This window comes from Pleionea sp. WD8-19 (assembly GCF_055326765.1).
Map to the genome: position 1 here is coordinate 58,505 of NZ_JBUZOU010000008.1, position 21,655 is coordinate 80,159.

The 21,655-nt window shown below is 42.4% G+C and carries 21 protein-coding genes; 16 read left to right on the forward strand and 5 right to left on the reverse strand.

What is annotated here, in order from left to right; all coding sequences use genetic code 11:
- Nucleotides 1-80: 80 nt before the first annotated feature.
- From leuC to leuB, 3 genes are read left to right on the forward strand one after another with little or no spacing between them, the layout of a single operon-like run.
- Entirely contained in the window at nucleotides 81-1,508 is a 1,428-nt protein-coding gene (gene leuC / locus ACTUJY_RS11450; protein ID WP_463616225.1) for a 3-isopropylmalate dehydratase large subunit, read from the forward strand.
- Nucleotides 1,508-2,152: a 3-isopropylmalate dehydratase small subunit gene (leuD, locus tag ACTUJY_RS11455; RefSeq protein ID WP_463616226.1), complete on the forward strand. Its 645-nt coding sequence runs from the start codon at nucleotides 1,508-1,510 to the stop codon at nucleotides 2,150-2,152. Before leuC ends, leuD begins: the two co-directional genes overlap by 1 nt.
- A 27-nt stretch (nucleotides 2,153-2,179) precedes the next feature.
- Nucleotides 2,180-3,259 (forward strand): 3-isopropylmalate dehydrogenase, encoded by a 1,080-nt coding sequence (leuB, locus tag ACTUJY_RS11460; protein WP_463616227.1) that lies wholly within the window; start codon nucleotides 2,180-2,182, stop codon nucleotides 3,257-3,259.
- Here the strand turns inward: leuB and ACTUJY_RS11465 are convergent.
- The 5 genes from ACTUJY_RS11465 to flgA form a co-directional block, all read right to left on the reverse strand.
- Nucleotides 3,233-4,438 carry a GGDEF domain-containing protein gene (locus ACTUJY_RS11465; RefSeq protein ID WP_463616228.1) on the reverse strand — a complete coding sequence of 402 codons (1,206 nt, stop codon included), beginning with the start codon at nucleotides 4,436-4,438 and terminating at the stop codon, nucleotides 3,233-3,235. The genes leuB and ACTUJY_RS11465 overlap by 27 nt on opposite strands.
- 54 nt (nucleotides 4,439-4,492) lie before the next feature.
- The gene (locus ACTUJY_RS11470; RefSeq protein ID WP_463616229.1) at nucleotides 4,493-6,703 is read right to left on the reverse strand and encodes a TonB-dependent receptor; all 2,211 of its coding nucleotides are present in this window, start codon (nucleotides 6,701-6,703) and stop codon (nucleotides 4,493-4,495) included.
- A gap of 83 nt (nucleotides 6,704-6,786) precedes the next feature.
- A complete protein-coding gene (locus tag ACTUJY_RS11475; protein WP_463616230.1) occupies nucleotides 6,787-7,269 on the reverse strand; it encodes a flagella synthesis protein FlgN in 483 nt (160 codons plus the stop codon).
- Between the two features lie 3 nt (nucleotides 7,270-7,272).
- Nucleotides 7,273-7,587 carry a flagellar biosynthesis anti-sigma factor FlgM gene (gene flgM / locus ACTUJY_RS11480; RefSeq protein ID WP_463616231.1) on the reverse strand — a complete coding sequence of 105 codons (315 nt, stop codon included), beginning with the start codon at nucleotides 7,585-7,587 and terminating at the stop codon, nucleotides 7,273-7,275.
- 72 nt (nucleotides 7,588-7,659) lie between these two features.
- Nucleotides 7,660-8,355 carry a flagellar basal body P-ring formation chaperone FlgA gene (flgA, locus tag ACTUJY_RS11485; RefSeq protein ID WP_463616232.1) on the reverse strand — a complete coding sequence of 232 codons (696 nt, stop codon included), beginning with the start codon at nucleotides 8,353-8,355 and terminating at the stop codon, nucleotides 7,660-7,662.
- Nucleotides 8,356-8,800: 445 nt separating this feature from the next.
- Between flgA and ACTUJY_RS11490 the strand changes: the two genes are divergently transcribed.
- The 13 genes from ACTUJY_RS11490 to flgL all read left to right on the forward strand — a co-directional run bounded on the left by ACTUJY_RS11490 (nucleotide 8,801) and on the right by flgL (nucleotide 21,512).
- Nucleotides 8,801-9,730, forward strand: a complete 930-nt coding sequence (locus ACTUJY_RS11490) for a chemotaxis protein CheV (RefSeq protein WP_463616233.1) — start codon at nucleotides 8,801-8,803, stop codon at nucleotides 9,728-9,730.
- A gap of 14 nt (nucleotides 9,731-9,744) precedes the next feature.
- On the forward strand, nucleotides 9,745-10,575 hold the full coding sequence (locus ACTUJY_RS11495; RefSeq protein WP_463616234.1) for a CheR family methyltransferase: 831 nt from the start codon (nucleotides 9,745-9,747) through the stop codon (nucleotides 10,573-10,575).
- 211 nt (nucleotides 10,576-10,786) lie between these two features.
- Entirely contained in the window at nucleotides 10,787-11,188 is a 402-nt protein-coding gene (gene flgB, locus ACTUJY_RS11500) for a flagellar basal body rod protein FlgB (RefSeq protein WP_463616235.1), read from the forward strand.
- 2 nt (nucleotides 11,189-11,190) lie between these two features.
- A complete protein-coding gene (flgC, locus tag ACTUJY_RS11505; RefSeq protein WP_463616236.1) occupies nucleotides 11,191-11,607 on the forward strand; it encodes a flagellar basal body rod protein FlgC in 417 nt (138 codons plus the stop codon).
- Between the two features lie 23 nt (nucleotides 11,608-11,630).
- Nucleotides 11,631-12,314: a flagellar hook assembly protein FlgD gene (locus ACTUJY_RS11510; RefSeq protein WP_463616237.1), complete on the forward strand. Its 684-nt coding sequence runs from the start codon at nucleotides 11,631-11,633 to the stop codon at nucleotides 12,312-12,314.
- 81 nt (nucleotides 12,315-12,395) lie between these two features.
- The gene (flgE, locus tag ACTUJY_RS11515; protein ID WP_463616238.1) at nucleotides 12,396-13,676 is read left to right on the forward strand and encodes a flagellar hook protein FlgE; all 1,281 of its coding nucleotides are present in this window, start codon (nucleotides 12,396-12,398) and stop codon (nucleotides 13,674-13,676) included.
- A gap of 28 nt (nucleotides 13,677-13,704) precedes the next feature.
- Complete coding sequence (gene flgF / locus ACTUJY_RS11520; RefSeq protein WP_463616239.1) at nucleotides 13,705-14,445, forward strand: flagellar basal-body rod protein FlgF; 741 nt, start codon at nucleotides 13,705-13,707, stop codon at nucleotides 14,443-14,445.
- A 32-nt stretch (nucleotides 14,446-14,477) separates the two neighbouring features.
- Nucleotides 14,478-15,266 (forward strand): flagellar basal-body rod protein FlgG, encoded by a 789-nt coding sequence (gene flgG, locus ACTUJY_RS11525; protein ID WP_463616240.1) that lies wholly within the window; start codon nucleotides 14,478-14,480, stop codon nucleotides 15,264-15,266.
- A 40-nt stretch (nucleotides 15,267-15,306) separates the two neighbouring features.
- The gene (gene flgH / locus ACTUJY_RS11530; RefSeq protein WP_463616241.1) at nucleotides 15,307-15,993 is read left to right on the forward strand and encodes a flagellar basal body L-ring protein FlgH; all 687 of its coding nucleotides are present in this window, start codon (nucleotides 15,307-15,309) and stop codon (nucleotides 15,991-15,993) included.
- 26 nt (nucleotides 15,994-16,019) lie between these two features.
- Nucleotides 16,020-17,132 (forward strand): flagellar basal body P-ring protein FlgI, encoded by a 1,113-nt coding sequence (locus ACTUJY_RS11535; protein ID WP_463616242.1) that lies wholly within the window; start codon nucleotides 16,020-16,022, stop codon nucleotides 17,130-17,132.
- A 22-nt stretch (nucleotides 17,133-17,154) separates the two neighbouring features.
- Complete coding sequence (gene flgJ / locus ACTUJY_RS11540) at nucleotides 17,155-18,165, forward strand: flagellar assembly peptidoglycan hydrolase FlgJ (protein ID WP_463616243.1); 1,011 nt, start codon at nucleotides 17,155-17,157, stop codon at nucleotides 18,163-18,165.
- 152 nt (nucleotides 18,166-18,317) lie between these two features.
- A complete protein-coding gene (gene flgK / locus ACTUJY_RS11545; protein ID WP_463616244.1) occupies nucleotides 18,318-20,303 on the forward strand; it encodes a flagellar hook-associated protein FlgK in 1,986 nt (661 codons plus the stop codon).
- A 9-nt stretch (nucleotides 20,304-20,312) separates the two neighbouring features.
- Nucleotides 20,313-21,512 (forward strand): flagellar hook-associated protein FlgL, encoded by a 1,200-nt coding sequence (gene flgL, locus ACTUJY_RS11550; protein ID WP_463616245.1) that lies wholly within the window; start codon nucleotides 20,313-20,315, stop codon nucleotides 21,510-21,512.
- Nucleotides 21,513-21,655 lie beyond the last annotated feature (143 nt).

The window sequence follows — 21,655 nt, forward strand, 5'->3', positions numbered from 1 at the left end:
TATAAAGATAATGAATTGGAGTTATGCTCGATAAACCGGTAGTGTTTGATACACCCAAAAAATTGAGAACCGGAGTTCTTGTGAGTCAGCCAAAAACCTTATACGACAAGTTATGGGATCAGCACCTGATTGCTGAAGAGAGTGATGGCACTAGCCTGATTTACATTGATCGCCAGCTCCTGCACGAAGTGACCTCACCTCAAGCCTTTGAAGGATTAAGGCTTGCTGGACGAAAACCGCATCGAATTGCGGCTAATTTGGCGGTGCCCGATCATAATGTGCCCACTCAGGACCGAGTAAAAGGTATTCGTGATGAAACTTCGCGCATTCAGGTGCAAACGCTGGATGAGAATTGCAAGTTCTTCAATATCACGCAGTTTGATATGTCGGATATTCGACAAGGCATTGTGCATGTGATTGGTCCAGAGCAGGGGGCCACATTGCCTGGAATGACCATTGTTTGTGGAGATTCTCATACCGCCACTCACGGGGCATTCGGTGCGCTCGCTTTCGGTATCGGTACCTCTGAAGTTGAGCATGTATTGGCAACGCAAACGTTGCGTCAAAGCAAATCGAAAAATATGCGTATCACCATTAATGGGAGGCTTCCTGCCAATGTTACCGCGAAAGATTTGGTTTTAGCCGTAATTGGTAAAATTGGGACAGCAGGAGGAACCGGTTACGCCATTGAGTTTGCAGGCGAAGCGATAAAAAGCTTATCGATGGAAGGTCGAATGACGGTGTGCAATATGGCGATTGAAGCAGGGGCTCGTGTTGGTTTAATTGCGGTCGATCAAACCACCATTGATTATGTAAAAGGACGACCTTACGCACCGAGTGAAGAGCTTTGGCCGCACGCTGTCGAATACTGGCAAACACTCCACAGTGATGATCGCGCGGTATTTGATTTTGAGCTGGAACTGAATGCCGAAGATTTAACCCCGCAAATTACTTGGGGAACTTCTCCAGAAATGGTTGTGAGTGTGGAGCAGTCTATTCCCGATCCGGAAGAAGAAAAGGATCCGGTGAAACGAGAAGGTATGGAACGAGCACTCGAATATATGGGGTTGAAAGCAAATCAGAGTTGGCGTGACATTAAAGTCGATAAAGTGTTTATCGGTTCCTGCACCAATTCAAGAATTGAAGATTTAAGAGTGGCAGCTGATGTGGTTAAAGGTCATAAAGTTTCGGAAAGCATCAAAACCGCTATGGTGGTACCGGGTTCTGGACTGGTGAAACGGCAAGCGGAACAGGAAGGTTTGGATGACATTTTCAAAGCCGCAGGGTTTGAGTGGCGTGAGCCGGGCTGTTCTATGTGTCTTGCAATGAATGCGGACCGTTTATCACCGGGTGAACGTTGTGCGTCCACGTCGAATCGGAACTTTGAAGGTCGACAGGGCAATGGCGGTCGTACTCATTTATTAAGTCCACAAATGGCAGCCGCTGCAGCAATTAAAGGTTATATGGTGGATGTTCGGCAATGGCCTAAAACAGAGGAGTTCACCTGATGGAAAAGTTTAAACGTTTTCAGTCGGTCGTGGCACCGCTTGATCGAGCGAATGTGGATACCGATGCAATTATTCCAAAGCAGTTTTTAAAGTCGATAAAACGCACCGGATTTGGTCCGTATCTGTTTGACGAATGGCGCTATCTTGATAAAGGCGAGCCGGGATTGGATTGTACGCACCGTCCTCTCAATGCTGCGTTCGTATTAAATCAACCGGAATTTCAAAAGGCAAAAGTTTTGTTAGCGCGTCGAAATTTTGGTTGCGGCTCCAGTCGTGAACACGCGCCTTGGGCTTTGGCCGATTTTGGAATTAAGGTGATTATTGCGCCAAGTTTTGCCGATATTTTTTTCAATAATTGTTTTAAAAATGGCATTTTACCCATTGTGCTTGAAGAGTCTGTGGTTGACGAATTATTTCAATTGAGTCAAAAACAAACGTTGGAGATACAAGTTGATTTAGAACAACAAGTATTAACGTTTAAAGATAATCGACAAATTGTATTTGATGTCGAACCGGGTCGAAAACTTAGTTTGATCGAAGGGTTGGATGACATAGGGATTACCTTGCAAAAGCAACAGACTATTGCTCAATTCGAACAGCAATACCATCAGCGATTTCCTTGGTTGTTTCAGCAAGAAGTGTAAACTATTAGCGTTTAAGAGAGTAATATTATGACTAAAAAAATTCTGCTTCTACCTGGGGATGGGATCGGACCGGAAATCGTCGCTCAGGCCGAGCGTGTGTTACAGTTTTTTATTGATACCAAACAACTCGACGCCGAGTTAGAACATGGTTTGGTAGGTGGTGCTGCTTACGATGATTGTGGTCAACCATTACCGGAAGAAACATTAAATAAAGCGAAGCAGGCTGATGCGATTTTATTAGGTGCTGTAGGCGGTCCCAAGTGGGAGCCACTCGATATTTCGGTTCGCCCAGAAAAAGCACTGTTGGGTTTACGCTCACAACTGGAGTTGTTCGCCAATTTAAGACCTGCAATTTTGTATTCACAATTGGCTGAAGCGTCCAGTTTGAAACCTGAGTTGGTCGCTGATCTTGATTTGATGATCATCCGCGAATTGACCGGAGGTATCTATTTTGGTCAGCCGCGTGGGGTGAGCGAAGAACAGGGAGAACGTGTCGGTCGAAACTCCTATGTTTATCGTGAAAGTGAAATTGAGCGCATTGCGCGTGTTGCATATAAAACAGCGCAACAACGTAATGGCCGCTTGTGTTCGGTCGATAAAGCCAATGTATTGGAAGTAACCGAATTGTGGCGTGAGGTTGTAACTCAAGTAGGAAAAGAGTATCCCGATGTAGAGTTATCCCACATGTACGTTGATAATGCAGCAATGCAGCTTGTTCGTGCACCCAAGCAGTTTGATGTGATAGTAACTGGAAATATGTTTGGTGATATTCTTTCGGATGTTGCGGCAATGTTAACCGGATCGATCGGTATGTTACCTTCTGCCAGTCTGGACGCGAATGGAAAAGGAATGTATGAGCCTGTACACGGTTCGGCTCCCGACATTGCAGGGAAAGGAGTGGCAAACCCACTCGCAACAATTTTGTCGGTTGCAATGATGCTTCGTTACAGCCTAAACAGCGAAGCGCTTGCTTTAGCGGTTGAAAAGGCGGTCGGCATGGTGCTCGACAGCGGTCTTCGTACAGCCGATATTGCCAGCGATGAATTAAGTGTGGGTACGGAGCAGATAGGTTGTGAAGTATTAGATGCGCTGAAACGAGCTTGCTGAATTTAATGCGGCTTCATCAAAGAAGCATACTTTATTTCGCCCAGTATTTTTAGCCTGATAGAGGGCTAAGTCTGCTTTAGAAATTAATTCAGGCCAACGAACGTTGCCCGAATAACTGGCGACCCCGAAGCTCGCACTAATTGAAAGGCTTTTATTCTTGCGATAATTGAGATTGTGATTGTTAATTAATACTCTCAGTTTTTCAGCAATCATCATAGCTTGCTCTTGGTTCGTTTCGGGGAGCATGACTAAAAATTCCTCACCTCCATATCGGGAGACAATGTCATGTTCACGAACATTGAGTCTTAAAAGATCGGCAAAATCTTTTAAAACTTTATCTCCAACTTGATGACCGTATTGATCATTGATGTCTTTAAAGTGATCGATATCACTGATTAAAATAGACAAATGACTTTTATTTCGGTTGGAGCGAGAGACCTCAGTTTTTGCAATTTCATCAAGGGCTCGACGGTTGTAAACTAAAGTGAGTGGGTCGATTCGCGCTTGCTCACGTAATTCCGCTTCGAGTACAGAACTGGCAATCCATATCACAGCAAAGCTGGTTAAAATGATGAGCAGTTGGAAGGCGATCAATATCATTCCATGGACAGATGCTGCATCCATAAAGTCTGAAATGTTTGGTTCACCTAATGTCCAAATAAAGCGTAATAAATTGACGACTGCGAATGCCAGATAGATGCTGCCTAACACTAAATCGCCTATACGTATGGGTGACTTGGTTCGAAATAACAGTGCGTAAGCTGAGAAGGCGCTCTCGATCATGATCAGCAAACTAATAATTAATATTCGAGAGTTAATATTGGGCTCAAAGTAAGTATAGTAGCTAAATCCCATCAGTAATAATGCAAGCAAGGTTGCATGCCATTGATATGACACCCAAAAGCTAGCGTTTCGAAACCTTGTTAACCCAATAAAAATTAAAATCATAGAAAGGAAAATCAAAGCGTTCGCGATGATTATAGAAATGAAATCTGAAACGTACGAGCGAAGTGCTAAAAGCAGCGAGCCTGTTCCTAAGCTAAAAAAACCTAAACCAACAAAAGCAATGCTTTTGAATTTATTATGGTTTGCAGCGTAAACAATCAGGCCGATGCCGTAAGCAAAACTGAATAATAGATTACTAAAAAAAAGTGTTCTTATGTCAAGGTATTCACTCATAAAGAGTGGCTCCCATTTTTGGGTAAGCTGCAGAAAACGTGGATTTTATGGTTCTCATGGTGCTGTCCGGTAAGAAAACGTAAACCCTAACCTTCTTGGCGGAGCCGGAGAAGCAGGATTAGTAATTGAGCCAATGGGAAAGTTATGCAAGTAATAGCGTTCATTCCATACATTATCTATCCAAAATGAAAGTTGCCAAGGCCGCTCGATTGGCTCGAGGGTAACTGAAAAATTTGCGGTGCCATAAGCGGGTACTGCAGCATCAGGAAGGTTATCGGGTTCTTGATATCGTTTGTCTTGATAACGATGCAAATATTGCCAGTTTAATTGGTTTCCACTTTTCATAGGTTGATAATAGGAAAAGCCAAGTGAATAGGAGTGGCGAGGTGCATTACGTAAGCGATTCCCTTTGCGTTCATCTCTGTTGTCAAAGTAAAAGCGGTCATAGTGAGCGTCAAGGTAGGTATAAGATAAGTGAGTCATAATATTTGATGTTAACTCAGCGTTTATTTCTAGCTCAAATCCTCGAGATTTTGCTTTCGCTGCATTTTGTGTAATCAAAACACCAACGGGTTGTCCTTGTTGCTGTGATAGTTCGAGTATTTGAATGTCTTTGTAATTGGCTTGAAAAATATTGAGATGAGTCCAAGATAAGGCACGATTAAAGCGGTACTTAACACCGACTTCAAAGCTTTCGGAAGTTTCTTCGTCGAATGGCGTAAGCGCTGCCAATTCTGTTGGCGCTTGACCTTGAAAACCGCCTGACTTAAAACCCTCGCTGTAACTCAAATACCAAAAGGTATTTTCTCTCGAGTTATAATCAACGGACAATTTGGGTGTTTGATGATTCCACGATCGTTTATTCGAACCTTGATAGTCGTCGGTAATTACAAAGCCACCAATGCCTTGTTGTGAAATTGTTTTGGACTCATAAGTATAACGAGTCCCAAGCGATATGCGCGCTTTCTCGTTGAAATGATGAATTAAGTGACCATAAATCGCATAGCTTTGCGTTTGGTTGTCTTGAATTGAGTGACCGCTTGAGAACAAATTTGATTGAAAGCTCTCACTACGATGAATCTCTTCTGATAAATGGTATACGCCGAAAACCCAATCCCAGTCATTGGAAATAAGGGTCTTAAATTGCAATTCGTGACTACTTTGGGTGGCTCGTTCAGTACCAACATTTAATATGTCAAGGAAGTACTCATTGGTACTTATAGCGAGATCATCGTTTTTAAAATCAAAAGAGCTCTTGCGCCATGCGCTTAATAAATTGATGGAGGTGTGTTGGAATTGCCAATTTAAGTCAAAGGCGATTCCTTTCAGTAATTTTTTTTGATAGCCTCGTTCGTCGGCAAAACTGATAAATGGGTCATCTGCCCAAGATGGGTTTATGCTTGGTAATACAGAGTTTCCTATTTCACCGCCAATAGGATGTCTGCCGGCTCCTGATTGCTTTTGTTTTAACCAATCGAAGTTTAATTTTATTTGGAATTTATTGGGTGAATAAAGCAGTTGAGCATGGAGTCCTGTATTATTTTTATCATTTATGTCAAAGCCATAGATACTTCGGATGTAACCATCTTGTTCTGCTTTTAAGATCGAAATTTTTCCAAAAAGGTTATCGCTCAGTCCGAGTGAGCTAGAAATTGAGTGACGAATTTGATAATGGTGATGATTTCCAATCGTCATGTCATGCTGCTGCTCGTTTAACTCGTCTGCGTCGTAAGTGATAATATTGATAGCGCCGCCCAAAGCATTTTTGCCGTAAAGTGTACCTTGTGGACCGCGTAGTATTTCAATTCTTTTGATGTCGAAAAAGTCAAATAACATACCCGATGAACGTCCGATATAAACGCCATCAAGAAATAAAACAACGGAATTATCACCCCCGGCACCGTCTTCATTGGAACCAATGCCTCTAATATAGAGTTGTGGCTGACCTAAGTTAAACTCTCCCATGGAAAAAGAGGGAATCAAACCAGCTAAATGACTGATGTTGCGTAATCGATGATTATTGAGCGTTTCATCCGATATTGCGGACACGGAAACCGGCACCTGATGGATGTTCTGTAGCCGTTTTTGAGCTGAAATGACAACAACATTGACGTTTTCGTTGGAAGTCTCAGAGTTCGATTTCGTTAATTCTGTATCGGTACGTGACGCTTCTTTAGAGTTTTGGGGTTGTGTGTTTTCGTTAGCCGCTATTTCACACCAATGCGGAGCGACAACAAAAAAGAAGAGTAAAGATTTGATTTTCATAAGTGATGATGCTTCGTCTGCAATCATCACTAAGTTTAGAACAAAATTAGATCGATATAAGATTTGTTTGCGGTGCTACCTATTTATGCTTTAGCACTTGAAATGGACATCGGTGTTTGTTCAGCCAGCCCTTTCGCAGAGTAGGTGGTCAAGTTATTAGGGCGTAATGCTTGTTTAAAAAGATTGATGGTACGATCAACGCTTTTTTGCGAAAGTTCAATGATTCGCCCATTGACTTCGTTTTGAGTCTTACAGCGAAAAAATACTTCTTTAAGTTTTTGCCAAAGGTTAAACAGTAAAGCGTTATGACAAATCTGTTGCTCAAACAATCGGTTATGGTTGTTGTGTATTACTTTTATACCAAATACAGACAGTCGACTTTCAGCTGCCTTTTCAAGTTTTTCGATAAGTTGGCTTTTTTCTTTTAAAAGAGAAGATATTTCATTAACCTCTTGTTTTTCTAATAGCTTCTGTTCATTAGCAAGCATTTCATACAGCTTTTGGCTAAGGCTAATTTCGTGTGAAATCGCAGTTTGTAAAAAGTCTTGTACGTTTTGCTCAATCATGGGTCACCTCACTCTGCTGTAGCTGACTTCGAAATCGAGCATTTTATTTGCGACTCGTTCCGGTTCGATTTCGTATCGTCCTTCATCTATCTTTTCTTTCACTGGCTCTACGCGACTGCGATCAACCACTGGCGCTGCCATCATTTGTGAAATGAGAGCTTGAATTTGAGAAGCCTTGCCTGTGATTTGCAATGAGTCTTCACCGGTATCGGATTCGGTTGAAGAATTTTCCGATCGACCAACACCTTTCGCTTTCTTATTTTGGCTCCCGGTCGTGGTGACCTTACCGGAGCTTACATTGCGTATATCAATTGCCATAAATTTCTCATTTATAAAAAGCCGAAAGTCTTTTACTCAGAACAATCATCTACCAAAAGTGAGTATAGTCGTTCATAAGGTTACTGATACTCTATTTTTAGCAATTACTGTTCCATTCACTATTCGTTGTGAAGACCGATTTTTAATTTTCACTTGTTCGCCGAAATGCCCATCTTCCATTGCCGTGCCAGACATAGAAACAGAAAAGCTTTCGCTTTCAGCAATCAGCGTTAATTGTTGTCCTTTACATACCATGCAAGACATACTTAAGCTGGCCTTATCACCCGGGTAAACTTGCCGCTTTAGCACTGAGCCCAGTATTTTTGATGGGTCGGTGACCGGCGAGTGGCGTACTCGGCTGATGTCTACAAGCCTATATGAAATATCATCGACCGAAATCTCATCTCCTTTAGATAATTTGCGATTAAAAACGATAACTCTTTGTTTTATTTCAATTTCTACTGGTACATAAATGTGCCAACTTTGCTCACCAACACAGCGAACACCCACTATGGCGTTGCCTTTTAAGTCGGTGCCTTTGGGCGCAAATCCTTTTAGAGGCGCAGTACAGGCGGGCAGTCGTAGTCGTGGGTCAATCGTTCCTAATCGAATTTCAAGTTGGTGAGATGGGGCCGTTAATTGCTGCTGGAGGAAGGCTTTTGCCGCATCGGCAATGTGTTCCAGGTTTTGAATGTTTGCATACAATACTTTCATCGCAAATAGGTTCAGAAACAATATTGAGTAGAAAGGAAATCTACTAATTTTCATATATTTGGCCTATAGAATTAATTTTGCTTGATTCAATTCTTTGCTGCAAAGCTTTCAGAATGAACTATGCTTAAATCTAGCTACTGCAGTTACTTGCGCGCCTGGAGCGTGGCTTTCGCAAAGGAACATTGAATAGAAGGGCAAGATTTATGCCTGATACCCAATCAACCTGAAAATGGTGGATTTTAGAGCGCGTGAGGTTGTTTAATTCGCGACGCATGAATGAAGGAATGGTGATCCCTTGCTCATTCATGCAACAAAGAAGTGGACAGTCTTATACGCTTCTTTGATGGGTTTCAAAACGCTTTTAACTGCGTTATTGATTTCAGTAAGGGGGCAAAACATTCCCTTTAATCAATGCCTTGTCTAAAGCGCTTTGGAATTCCACTGAAATCAGCATTTCCCGGTTGATTGGTGATAAAGCGAAAACTGGGTGGAGAAATTAATGTCGAGCATTCTTGATAGTGTCAATCAACGGACACAGATGGTTGGGCAAAACCGTCTGGAGTTGTTGCTGTTTAAGTTAACAGGGCGTCAAATTTATGGGATCAATGTGTTTAAAGTGCGAGAGGTCCTGCAGTGTCCTGAGTTAACGGAATTGCCTCAAAGACATCATGTGGTTCGAGGTGTGGCACATATTCGCGGACAAACGATTTCTGTCATGGATCTCAGCTTGGCAACTGGTGGCCCACCTCTCGATAATATCCAAAGTTGCTTCGTAATCATTGCTGAGTACAACCGTGCTGTACAAGGATTTTTGGTTAAGTCAGTTGAGCGCATCGTTAATATGAATTGGGGCGATATTCATCCCCCACCGAAAGGCAGTGGTAAAAACCATTATTTAACAGCCGTTACGGAAATTGATAATCATTTGGTTGAAATAATTGATGTTGAGAAAGTTTTGGCAGAAATCGCACCAGCCAGTGAAATCGTAAGTGAAGAAGTTCTGAGTAAGACAGCTGGCAAAGAGCCTGAAGATAAAATTGTGCTGGTCGCTGATGATTCGGCTGTTGCTCGGAATCAAATTAAACGAACCATCGAACAGTTGGGAATGAAAGTCGTCACTAAAAAGGATGGGCGGGAAGCACTTGACTATTTGAATGCAATTACCAGTGAAGGCAAAAGGGTAAATGACGAAGTTCTGTTGTTGATATCGGATATTGAAATGCCCGAAATGGATGGTTACACATTAACGGCAGAAATTCGAGCAAACGATCATTTGAAGCCTTTATGGGTGTTGTTGCATACATCATTGAGTGGTGTTTTCAATCGAGCCATGGTTGAAAAGGTGGGAGCGAACGATTTTATTCCTAAGTTTAATCCGGATGAGCTGGCAGGAGCCGTTCAAAAACGTTTGGATCTTGACCATAATTAGGAGCCATTGCGTTAATGGTTATTTCTGCTGAGGAATACGGTCGTTTTCAAGATATTTTGCATCAAAAAACGGGGATACTGCTGGGAGAAAACAAACAGTATCTGGTATCTAGCCGTTTAAGCAGCTTTTTGAAAGACCATCAAATCGATAATTTCACGCAACTTTTACTGTCGCTTGAAAAGCCAGGCGGTCAATCGATAATGCAACAAGTTATTGATCGAATGACGACTAATGAAACGCTTTGGTTTCGCGACAGTTTTCCGTTTAATTATTTAATATCCAACATTCTTCCTGAGCTGAAGCAAGCGGGACATTCGCGTTCAAATATTTGGTGTGCTGCTTGTTCTTCCGGACAGGAACCCTATTCGATCAGTATTTCAATTGAAGAAGCGTTGAACAGTGGTTTAAGACATAAATACCCAACGCAGGTTGATATTTTGGCAACGGATATTTCAACGCGCATGCTGGATCAGGCAAAGCGAGGAGAGTATCAACCGCTGGAAATAATGCGAGGGCTGAGTCCTGAGCGGCAAAAAAAATATTTTGAAATCAATGAGCAGGGTACCTACCATTTGAAGGACAGTATTAAAAGTCGAGTTCGTTTCATGACACTTAATTTAATGCAGTTACCCTATCGAGCAGGCGGTACTTTTGATGTGATATTTTGTCGCAATGTACTTATTTATTTTTCTACCGTACTGAAGCAGCAGGTTATTTCCGGTCTGGCGGAATGTTTAAAGCCCGGTGGCTTTCTTTTCCTTGGAGCTTCAGAATCCATGCCTCCGCAAAATACCGAGTTCGAAATGGTTCGCTGTAATCCGGGATTGGTATATCGCAAGCGCTGAGTTGCGATTTATTCATAAGCATATTCTACCTAGAACCTAGAACTTCCATTTTGCCGCATCACCGGTTTGCAATTGCCGCTTTCACTACATGCTATTCGATGTCTCTTATCACAAATCGCCTATCTCATTGAATTTTTACTCTATTAACGCTGTGGCACAGGTATTGCCTTAATTAATGCGAATTATTATAGAGTTGACGGGTAAATAGGGTATGGCAATCAATTTCGACAAAGCGTTGGGCATTCAACAGCACACACTGGCTTTAAGGGCCGAGCGTGCGGAGGTCATTGCCAATAATATGGCAAATGCCGATACTCCCGGATACAAAACGCAGGAATTGGATTTTAATCAGGCTCTGAAAAATATAATGTCGGGGCGTGATTCAGCGTTAACACGTACTCATGAAAAACATTTTGCAGGAAGTCGCGGGGCTTTAGGCCCAGGTGTTGTGAAATATGAAGTTCCCAATCAGCCTGATACAGGTGATGGCAATACGGTGGACAGCCAAAAAGAAATGGCGAAGTTTGCGGAAAATTCGTTGGAATATATGACGACCCTTAAATTTCTTGATGGAAAATTTAAAGGTCTCTCTAAAGCGTTAAAGGGTGAATAGGTATGAGTTTGTACAACATTTTTGAAATTTCAGGCTCAGCTATGAGTGCGCAAAGCGTTCGATTAAACACAACGGCGAGCAACATGGCCAATGCAGAAAGTGTTTCTTCTAGTGTGAATCAAACGTACAAAGCTCGGCACCCAGTATTCAGCGCAGTGTATCAATCGGTACAGGGCAGTGATTTCCAAGGTGCTGGAGTTGAAGTACTCGGGGTCATTGAAAGTACTGCAGCGCCACGCGTTAAGTATCAGCCAGAGAACCCGATGGCGGATGAAAACGGTAATGTGTATATACCCAACATTAATATTGTTGAAGAGATGGCTAACATGATTTCTGCTTCAAGAAGCTATCAAGCCAACGTTCAAATTGCAAATACTGCGAAAACGTTAGTACAAAGAACATTAAGCCTCGGACAGTAGCGTATTGATCAAGAGAATGCATTATGACCACGATTAATGACAACAGCAGTGTATACAACAATCTGGGAGTCAATCGAGAGGAAAATCTCGATAACGGTAAAAAGGACACGTTGGATCAGTCTGATTTTTTAGCACTGCTCACCACTCAATTAGCGAATCAGGATCCTTTTGATCCGATGGACAATAAAGAATTTATCGCGCAAATGGCACAATTTTCGAGTTTAGCGGGTATGGAAGAGCTTAATCAAAACTTTAATACGTTGGCATCATCGCTAACATCTAATCAAGCACTGCAAGCGTCTGCGTTGGTAGGACGAAGTGTCATGGTACCAACCGGTGTTGGTTATCTTGAAGAAGGAGCTTCAATTGAAGGACGACTTTCTTTAACACAATCCACTCAAAATATTTGGGCGGAAGTAAAAGACTCATCCGGACAAGTTGTGCGTCGATTTGATATTGGTAATTACAGTGCCGGTGACTTAGCGTTTTCTTGGGATGGAATAAACGATGCAGGCGATGCAATGCCAGAAGGTATGTATTCTATCAACGTTTACGGTCAAGTCGGTGAAACGACTGAGCAATTGGGTACGTTAATGAAAGCGAAAGTTAGTAGTGTCAATTTGGGTGGACCTGCTGGACAAATATTATTAAATCTGGCGGGATTAGGGCAGGTGAACCTGGCCGATGTTGAAGAGATCGGTGGGTAATTTCGAGTGATGGAAGGTCACTCATGATATCGAAGAATTGATGGTTAATTTGGCAGTAAGTAAGCGTCGGGAGAAGCAGTTATGTCTTTTAATACAGCGTTAAGTGGTTTGAATGCCGCACAGTCTGAATTGAATGTTACCAGCAATAATATTGCAAATGTGGCAACCACGGGATTTAAATTTTCTCGTGCAGAGTTTGGTGACATATTTGCGACATCAACGTTAGGTAGTTCGAAAACAGCTATTGGTAACGGTGTAATTCTCAGTAATGTTGCACAACAGTTTAATCAAGGGAATCTTGAGTTTACAGCGAATACTCTAGACTTGGCTGTGTCCGGTCAGGGCTTTTTTGTTCTTCAGGCGAGTCAGAATAATACGAATCAAACGTTTACACGAGCTGGCGAATTTGGTGTTGATGCGAACGGTTTTGTCGTAAACAGTTCGGGTGCAAGATTACAAGTGTTTCCAACAAATCCCGATGGTACCGTTACTGCAACGGCTCTTTCTAGTACACAGCCTTTACAAATTCCTCAATCAGCCGGTTCACCAACCCAAACCACCGAAATTGAAATAGGTGTTAATCTACCGGCAAATTCGAGCGGATTAAATGTAAACTCGTTTGATCCAAATTCGCCTACCACTTTCTCAGCTTCTACTTCCTCTACAATATTTGACTCCTTAGGCGAAAGTCATATAGCGACAATCTATTATGTAAAAGATGCGGCAACTCCGAATACGTGGGCTGCTTATTATTATGTTGATGGTAACGCAGTTGATATTGTAGGCGGTACTGCAGGTGCCGGTGGACAGCTCTATCACACCATTGAATTTGACGCGGCAGGTACCTTTCAGCAAACAACACCGGCAAGCCCTCAAACAGCAGCCTTAGGATTTACCAATGGCTCCGATCCGACACAACAAATCACAATGGATTACGCAAACAACGCACCGACTCAATTCGCATCTCCTTTTACGGTAAATACGCTTGATCAAAATGGTGCGACCATTGGACGGTTAGCGGGTATTGAAATCAGTGAGACAGGAACGGTGCGCGCAAACTTTACCAATGGACAATCGAATGCGATTGGCAAAATCGCGTTAGTTCGATTTTCTAACCCCCAAGGTTTGGCGCAGCTTGGCAACAATGCATGGAGTGATACGATAGATTCAGGACAACCGTTAGCCGGAGAGGCGCTTACTTCCAGTTTTGGTCAAATTCGTTCTGGCGCACTGGAAACATCTAACGTTGATTTAACGTCTGAGTTAGTCAATTTAATTACCGCGCAACGAAATTTTCAAGCCAATGCGAGAACCATTGAAACCAATAACCAAGTAACGCAAACCATTATCCAAATACGATAGTAAAGTACATCAGTTGAGGTAGTTAGCAATGGACAAAATGGTTTATTTGGCAATGTCGGGCGCTAAACAAAATATGTTGGCCCAAAGTAAAGTGGCTAACAATCTTGCTAATGCAAATACAACGGGATTTCGAACCGATCTTCAGCACGCTCGTTCAATGCAGGTATTTGGTGACGGGCATCCCTCTCGGGTTTTTGCTTTAACAGAACGTCCGGGCTATCGGTTTGACTCAGGCGTACTTATTTCGACCGGAAATAATTTTGATGTCGCTGTAAAAGGACGAGGTTGGATTGCAGTGCAAACGGAAGATGGCAGCGAGGCTTACACAAGGCGTGGTGATCTCAAAATAAATGCAAACGGCTTATTAGAAAATGGAGCGGGTAAATTAATTTTAGGCAATGGTGGCCCAATTGCATTTCCTCCGTTCGATACTGTGGATATTGCTAATGATGGAACAATTAGCATTCGTCCAAAAGGAGCGGCCGCGAACGAAACATTAATCGTTGATCGTATCAAACTAGTAAATCCGGAGAACAATGAGCTCATTAAAAATCGAGAAGGCTTATTTGTCCATAAAGACGGTGACATTCAACCTCCGGATGCTGTTGTAACCTTAGCGGTAGGAACCTTGGAAGGCAGCAACGTGAATGCGGTTGAAGAATTAGTGGATATGATCAGTCTATCCAGACAATTTGAGTTACAAGTAAAAATGATGAGAACGTCGGAGCAAAACTCTCAATCGATGGAACGGTTGTTGCAGTTAAGTTAATGAAGATTTAACGTTGTTGTTAGGAGTAATGTATGCACCCCGCATTGTGGATTAGCAAAACTGGTTTAGACGCACAAAGTACCGACTTACAAGTGACGTCCAATAACTTAGCGAATGCAAGTACGGTCGGGTATAAAAAAAGCCGCGCGGTGTTTGAAGATTTGTTTTATCAAACACTTCGAGCGCCCGGTAGTCAATCGGCTCAAGACTCTACGCTTCCTTCTGGTTTAATGCTAGGAACCGGCGTAAAAACAGTTGCAACACAAAAAGATTTTACACAAGGTTCTTTTCAGCTAACACAGAATAATTTGGATATGGCCATTGAAGGCGCAGGTTTTTTCCAAGTTCTGTTGCCCGATGGTACAACTGCTTATACTCGAGCTGGAAATTTTGCATTGAATGAGAATGGGGAAGTCGTCACCTCTGGTTCTGGCTACTTGCTTCAACCGGCGATCACGGTGCCCGCCGATGCGACCAGTTTTGATGTCAGCCTCGATGGAATCGTATCAGTTCGACAACCTGGCAATCCCGCCCCAGTACAATTGGGTCAAATACAGACTGCTGACTTTATTAATACAGGTGGGTTGCAACCTATTGGTCAGAACTTGTTTCTAGAAACGCAAGCCAGTGGGGCGCCTATCGTTGGAAATCCAAGTGAAAATGGTTTGGGCAATATTAGGGGAGGACAACTGGAGTCTTCTAATGTGTCGGTTGTCGAAGAGCTTATCGGTTTAATCGAAACGCAAAGAGCTTATGAAATTAATGCGAAAGTAATTTCGGGCGTGGATCAAATGTTGCAATACGTGAATCAAACGCTTTAGTTTAACAGCGTTAATGTTGAATATGAGAAGTGAGTCAGAGATGAATGGTTTTCAGTTGGCTATAAACCTGGGCATTGCGCTTATTATTTCAGGGTGTGCGACTTTTGTGCCTCCTTCACCGGATGACCCTTTTTTCGCTCCGAAAATTCCACAAGTAACCAGCCAACAGCAAGTCAGTGGAGGATCTTTGTTTTCAAGCAATAACGAAATGTTGCTCTATGAAGATCGCACGGCTAACCGCATTGGCGATATTATTACCATCGTGCTTACTGAAGTGACAGATGCAACGAAAAAAGCCGACACCAAAACCAAAAAAGAGTCCGATGTGAGTTTGCCTGATCCAACGATTGCTGGAAGAAACTATACGTTTAACTCCGGACAGGCCTCATTTGCTATGGATATTGGCCTTGAAAATGAATTTAAGGGACAAGCGGAATCGAAGCAAAGTAATAAATTGAATGGCACGATAACGGTAACGGTGCAAGAAGTGCTACCGAATGGTAATTTAATTGTGCGAGGAGAAAAATGGATTACTTTAAACCAAGGGGATGAATTTATCCGGCTTGCCGGAATATTACGGCCACAAGACATCACTTCCGATAATACAGCATTGTCATCTCGTCTCGCTAATGCGAGGATTCAATACAGTGGAACGGGCACAGTGGCCGACTCGAATTCACCAGGATGGCTAGCACGGTTTTTTAACAGCCCTTGGTGGCCTTTTTAATGAACGTGTTGATGTGTGATTCAACGATGAAAAAAACTCAAAAGATAACTCACTTCTTAAAGTGGGTTTTAAGTATTTCCTTAGTACTATGTCAAATAGCATTCGCAGAGCGAATTAAAGACATTGCTAGTATTCAAGGTGTACGTAGCAATCATTTAGTCGGTTATGGCCTCGTCGTTGGTTTGGATGGAACCGGTGAGCAAACCGCATACACCGCTCAAGCTTTTAAAACCATGTTAAATCGTTTTGGAATCACTTTGCCATCCGGCCTTACTCCAAAATTAAAAAATGTCGCTGCAGTGGCTGTTCACGCTGAACTGCCTCCTTTTGCAAAACCGGGCCAAAACATAGACATCACGGTTTCAAGTTTAGGCAATGCGAAAAGTTTAAGAGGCGGAGCTTTATTACTCACACCATTAAAAGCGGTGGATGGCCAAATATATGCGCTTGCGCAGGGAAATCTTGTTGTCGGTGGTTTTGGTGCTGAAGGTCGAGATGGCTCAAAAGTTACGGTCAATATTCCTACCGCTGGACGTATACCTAACGGCGCTATTATTGAACGCGAAGTCCCAAATACTTTTGCGAGTGGCGATCACTTTATTTTTAATCTAAACCAACCCGACTTCACAACGGCTAAACGACTGGCAAAAGCAATCAATCAATTTGTTGGGCCTCATACCGCTAAACCTCTTGATGCGGCTTCGATTCAGGTCAGTGCGCCAAGAGATGCAGCGCATCGAGTGGTGTTTTTATCGGCATTGGAAAATGTTGAAATAGAGCCGGCCGATAGCAGTGCTAAAATCATCATTAATTCTCGAACGGGAACGATTGTGGTTGGTAAACAGGTGCGACTGAAAGAGGCCGCTGTAGCTCATGGAGCATTGGTTGTAACGATTCGTGAAAACCAACAAGTATCGCAACCCAATCCATTGGCCGGCGGAGAAACGGTAGTAACTGAGCAGTCAGAAGCGAGTATAACCGAACAAGAGGCGAAAATGTTTCGCTTTGATCCCGGTGTAACGTTAGATGAATTGGTTCGCGCTGTTAATGCTGTGGGTGCTGCGCCTGGTGATCTTATGGCGATACTAGAGGCTTTAAAACAGGCTGGGGCTATTCAAGGAGAACTCGTCGTTATTTAACGTTGATGAAAGTAATGTACTTATGACAGAGCTAAACTCAATTTATCATGATTTGAATTCGTTAAATCAACTGCGATCGCAATCAAAAACATCGCAGCGTGAAACGTTGCGAACGGCGGTAAAGGAGTTTGAAGCTTACTTTTTGAATGCGATGTTAAAAAATATGAGAGCGGCGAATAAGGTACTTGCGGAAGACAATCCGTTAAGTAGCGATGATCTGGAGTTTTATAATGAAATGCATGACCAGCAGTTAGCGTTGGAATTGTCTCGCTCTAGCAAATTTGGTATCGGTGAATTACTTTTTCAGCAACTGTCGCAACATTTACCTAAAGGCAACAGCGTAGAAAGCATGTCGATTATCAAGCTGGCCGAAAAGCAGGCAGTAAGTACCAGTCAAAAGATGGACTTGCCGCATCATCGTAAACTAAAAGGTTTAATGTCAACATCCGAAAACACAGAGGGATTACCTGAAAAAGCACACAATGCTCATCAAGACGAGCGCGCTTCTAGTACCGATTTAGGTGAAAAGTTAAATGCGACTTTTGACAGTCATTTAAAATTCGAGTCAAAGAAAAGTTTTATTGATACCTTAAAGCCTTACGCTTTAGAAGCGGCAAAAGTGCTCGGCGTAAATCCAGGGGTGCTTATTGCTCAAGCAGCACTTGAAACAGGATGGGGTAAGTACTTTTCAAAAGGTAAAAACGGTGATCCCTCATTTAATTTATTTGGCATAAAAGCAGGTTCACAATGGGAGGGTAAGATCGTCAACTCTATGACGTTAGAATTTAAAGATGGCTTGCCCGAAAAACAAAATCATAAGTTTCGCGCTTATGAAAGTTTAATGGACAGCTTTCAGGATTATGTGGACTTTATAAGCAATAATCCAAGGTATGAAAAAGCACTTATGAATCATGATGATCCAAAATCCTACCTCGAAAATCTCCAACAAGGTGGCTACGCAACGGATCCTGAATACGCCGAAAAAATACATCGTATTTTTGTTCGAGAGCAACTGTATAAACTATCCGATTAGTATCCGTTGTTGTCTTATATTTATATTGAAAACGAAAAATTAATCTGTTTTAACGGCTAACTTCTTCTCATTCATTAAATGGAATGCGCGGTATTTATGGGCACAATAATTGCTCAGTATTTATAGAGTTAATTATGAAATAGGAAGCTAAAATGTCGGGCAATTTTCTTGATGTTGCTGTTTCCGGGTTGGTCTCTAGCCAAGCAGCAATCAATACTGTTTCTCATAATATTGCGAATGCGAATACGGAAGGTTATAGCCGGCAAATTGCGGAAATAGATACCAGAAATCCTCAGTTTTTGGGAGGTAACTATATTGGAACCGGTGCAGAGCTTGGTTCTATAAGACGTATTTTCGATTCAATTAATGCACTGGAGTTGCAAGCAAACTTAGCCACATTTAATCAGGAAGACGTGTTTTTTGATTTAATTTCTCGAGTGGACAGTTTAGTGGCAGATTCATCAACCGGTATCAACAACACGCTGCAAGAGTTTTTTGCTGCCGTTCAAGGTGTTGCCAATGAACCTTCGTCGATCGCTGCAAGGCAAGTATTAGTCAGTCAGTCTCAACTTTTGGAAGCAAGGTTTAATGGTTTTTTTAGAGAACTGGACAGTCAAACACGCGTGGTCAATAGTGGACTTGAGTCAACTGCGCAAGAAATTACCCTATTGGGGCAATCTATTGCCAATTTAAATGTTCAAATTTCCGCTGCGACGGGCGGTGGGCTTGGTAACCCAAATGATTTATTGGATGAAAGAGAAAGATTAATTAATGAATTGAGCGAATTAGTAGAAGTTCAAACGTTACGATTAAGTGATGATACGGTCAGTGTTTTTGTCGGCTCTGGACAGTCGCTTGTGGTAGGTGCAACCGCCAACTCAATTGTGACTCAAAGAGATACTTCCGATCCTAGAAACCTAGATTTGGTTTTGCAGACAGGCGCTGGCAATGTCATTATCACACCTAACATCAATGGAGGTAAGTTAGGAGGTTACTTAAGATTTCGAGACAGTGTCATTGAGCCGGCTTTAAATATTGTGGGAAGGGTCGCAATGGCTTTAGCGGATAATGTAAATGATCAGCATCAACTTGGAATGGATCTTAATAATGACTTAGGTGGATTATATTTTACTGATATCAATGACGCTGCAGTTGCTAACCGTAGGGTTCTCAATGACAGTGGAAATGCGGGCAACGCGGATTTTAGCTTGGTGATTGATGACATCAATTTGGTTTCAGATGCTAACTACGACTTAACATTTGGCGCCGGTACTTATACTTTAATTGATCGATCGGACAATAGTGTTGTGGGCAGTTTTCCTACACCAGGCGCTTTGCCAGCGACGATTGCTTTTGCAAGTGAAGGATTCAGTTTAGTCATGAATGCTGGAGCATCGATCGATGGCGACAGATTTCGAGTATTTCCGAGTCGTACCGGTGCTTCGGATCTGGATTTTATTATCACCGATCCAAACGCTATTGCTGCCGCTGCACCTGTGAATGCATCTGTGGGTTCTGCAAACATTGGTAGTGGGGTGATAACGGGAGTATCGGTAACGGATACAACAACACCTCAGTTTACAACAACGCCTCAAAACTTAAGTCCGCCAATTATATTCGACTTCGTGACACCCACTTCTTTTAATGTTTTAGACGCGAATACATTAGCGGTAATCACAGGGCCTGTAGCTGGGTTTGTTCCTAATCAAGACAACGATATGTTAGCCCTTGCCGGACTCAATTACGGATATGAAATTACAATGGCAGGTGAGCCACAAATTGGTGACCAGTTTAATGTTAATTACAACCTAAATGGCTTTGGTGATAATCGAAACATGTTGCTGATAGGCGAATTACAGCAGGCTGATGTGTTAGATAATGGACGGTCCAATTATCAAGCTGCTTTTGGACGTTTGGTGAGTAATGTAGGCACTCAAACGCAAGCCGCAAAAATCAACCTAAATGCTTCTGAAACGCTACTTCAACAAGTGAGAGAGCGTCGAGAATCTATTTCTGGCGTTAACCTTGATGAAGAAGCTGCTAAACTTATAAAGTTAGAACAAGGATATCAAGCTGCTGCGCAAATCGTTGCAACAGCGCGAAGTTTGTTCCAAACAATTATAGACTCGACTCGATAGGTTAATGCTGTGAGAGTTTCAACCAGTTTACTGAATACATCGGGCTTGTTTCAAATTTTGAAACGGCAAGAAGAGCTGCGACAAACACAGCTGCAACTTGCGACACAAAAGCGCTTTCTTACACCGGCGGATGATCCTGTAGCGGCGACAAGTATTTTATCGTTGCGTTCTGATATCGCTCAAATCGAACAGTTTAATCGTAATGCTGAGTCCGCAGAAGCCAATAATAACCTAGAAGAATCAGTGCTAATAGGTGTCAACAATATACTTTTTCGTATGAATGAGTTGATGGTCTCTTTAGGTAATGGGACTTACGAAGCAGAACAATTGAATGCCATTCGATTAGAAATGGAAGAGCGATTTGAAGAGTTGGTTGGACTCGCCAATACACAAGACTCTTCGGGAGAGTATTTGTTTTCAGGGTTTCTTACCAAAACGGTTGCGTTTACCAAAGATGCTGCCGGAAACGTGATTTATAACGGTGATCAGGGTCAAAGAGAGTTACGCATTAGTAACGGCATTCGAGTGGCGATTTCTGATTCCGGGCATGATGTATTTGTCGATATTCTAAATGGTAATGGTAAATTTACCGTTGCTGCCAATGCGGCAAACACAGGCGCCGCATATATCGAACCACGCTCCTTTTCTGGGCCTGGAAATTTTGTTACGAATAACTACGAGATACAATTTACTTCAGCAACAACCTACGATGTTGTTAATATCACAACCGCGACGACCATCGCGTCTGGCACCTATGTAGAAGGAGCGGATATTACGTTTGATGGGATAACTGTGGGTATTGAGGGCACACCGGCTAATGGCGATGTATTCGCAATAGCACCAGCGCAAAAGCAAAGCATGTTTGATACATTTACTCAGCTATTTAATGCCATCGATCAATACGATGGAACCGATGCGGGCAAAGCGCAATTTCAAACAATCAGAAACAACTTAAATGGCGCCTTTTTAAATGCGATGGACAGAGTGGATACGGTCCGTGGGAAGATTGGAAGTCGGCTGAACGCAATTCAACAAGAAAAAGATACCAACAGTGGTATCAAACTCGCCAATCAAACTAACTTATCAAAGTTAGAAGATTTGGACGTTGTTGAAGCAGCAAGCCGATTATCGCAACAAACGGCGGTGCTTGACGCGGCACAGGCAAGCTTTGTACGAATTCAGAATTTATCGGTGTTCAGATTTCTTTAGTAAGCTTTGAGACGTGATACTAAGCATCGTATGTGAATAGCCAGTTGGTTTAAATGTTAGATAACGATCCTATTTTCTAAAAAGCTAAAATTCACTGACTATAGGGTGAATTAGTAAAATCGCAATCCGAACATTACTGAAGC

Coding starts and splice junctions, on each gene's coding strand:
- flgA (WP_463616232.1), bottom strand. CDS start 8,355: ATGAAAATTAGTAGATTTCCTTTCTACTCAATATTGTTTCTGAACCTA.
- ACTUJY_RS11510 (WP_463616237.1), top strand. CDS start 11,631: ATGACCACGATTAATGACAACAGCAGTGTATACAACAATCTGGGAGTC.
- flgH (WP_463616241.1), top strand. CDS start 15,307: ATGAATGGTTTTCAGTTGGCTATAAACCTGGGCATTGCGCTTATTATT.
- flgF (WP_463616239.1), top strand. CDS start 13,705: ATGGACAAAATGGTTTATTTGGCAATGTCGGGCGCTAAACAAAATATG.
- ACTUJY_RS11535 (WP_463616242.1), top strand. CDS start 16,020: ATGAAAAAAACTCAAAAGATAACTCACTTCTTAAAGTGGGTTTTAAGT.
- flgB (WP_463616235.1), top strand. CDS start 10,787: ATGGCAATCAATTTCGACAAAGCGTTGGGCATTCAACAGCACACACTG.
- leuB (WP_463616227.1), top strand. CDS start 2,180: ATGACTAAAAAAATTCTGCTTCTACCTGGGGATGGGATCGGACCGGAA.
- ACTUJY_RS11490 (WP_463616233.1), top strand. CDS start 8,801: ATGTCGAGCATTCTTGATAGTGTCAATCAACGGACACAGATGGTTGGG.
- flgK (WP_463616244.1), top strand. CDS start 18,318: ATGTCGGGCAATTTTCTTGATGTTGCTGTTTCCGGGTTGGTCTCTAGC.
- flgE (WP_463616238.1), top strand. CDS start 12,396: ATGTCTTTTAATACAGCGTTAAGTGGTTTGAATGCCGCACAGTCTGAA.
- flgJ (WP_463616243.1), top strand. CDS start 17,155: ATGACAGAGCTAAACTCAATTTATCATGATTTGAATTCGTTAAATCAA.
- flgC (WP_463616236.1), top strand. CDS start 11,191: ATGAGTTTGTACAACATTTTTGAAATTTCAGGCTCAGCTATGAGTGCG.
- ACTUJY_RS11470 (WP_463616229.1), bottom strand. CDS start 6,703: ATGAAAATCAAATCTTTACTCTTCTTTTTTGTTGTCGCTCCGCATTGG.
- ACTUJY_RS11495 (WP_463616234.1), top strand. CDS start 9,745: ATGGTTATTTCTGCTGAGGAATACGGTCGTTTTCAAGATATTTTGCAT.
- flgG (WP_463616240.1), top strand. CDS start 14,478: ATGCACCCCGCATTGTGGATTAGCAAAACTGGTTTAGACGCACAAAGT.
- leuD (WP_463616226.1), top strand. CDS start 1,508: ATGGAAAAGTTTAAACGTTTTCAGTCGGTCGTGGCACCGCTTGATCGA.
- flgM (WP_463616231.1), bottom strand. CDS start 7,587: ATGGCAATTGATATACGCAATGTAAGCTCCGGTAAGGTCACCACGACC.
- ACTUJY_RS11465 (WP_463616228.1), bottom strand. CDS start 4,438: ATGAGTGAATACCTTGACATAAGAACACTTTTTTTTAGTAATCTATTA.
- ACTUJY_RS11475 (WP_463616230.1), bottom strand. CDS start 7,269: ATGATTGAGCAAAACGTACAAGACTTTTTACAAACTGCGATTTCACAC.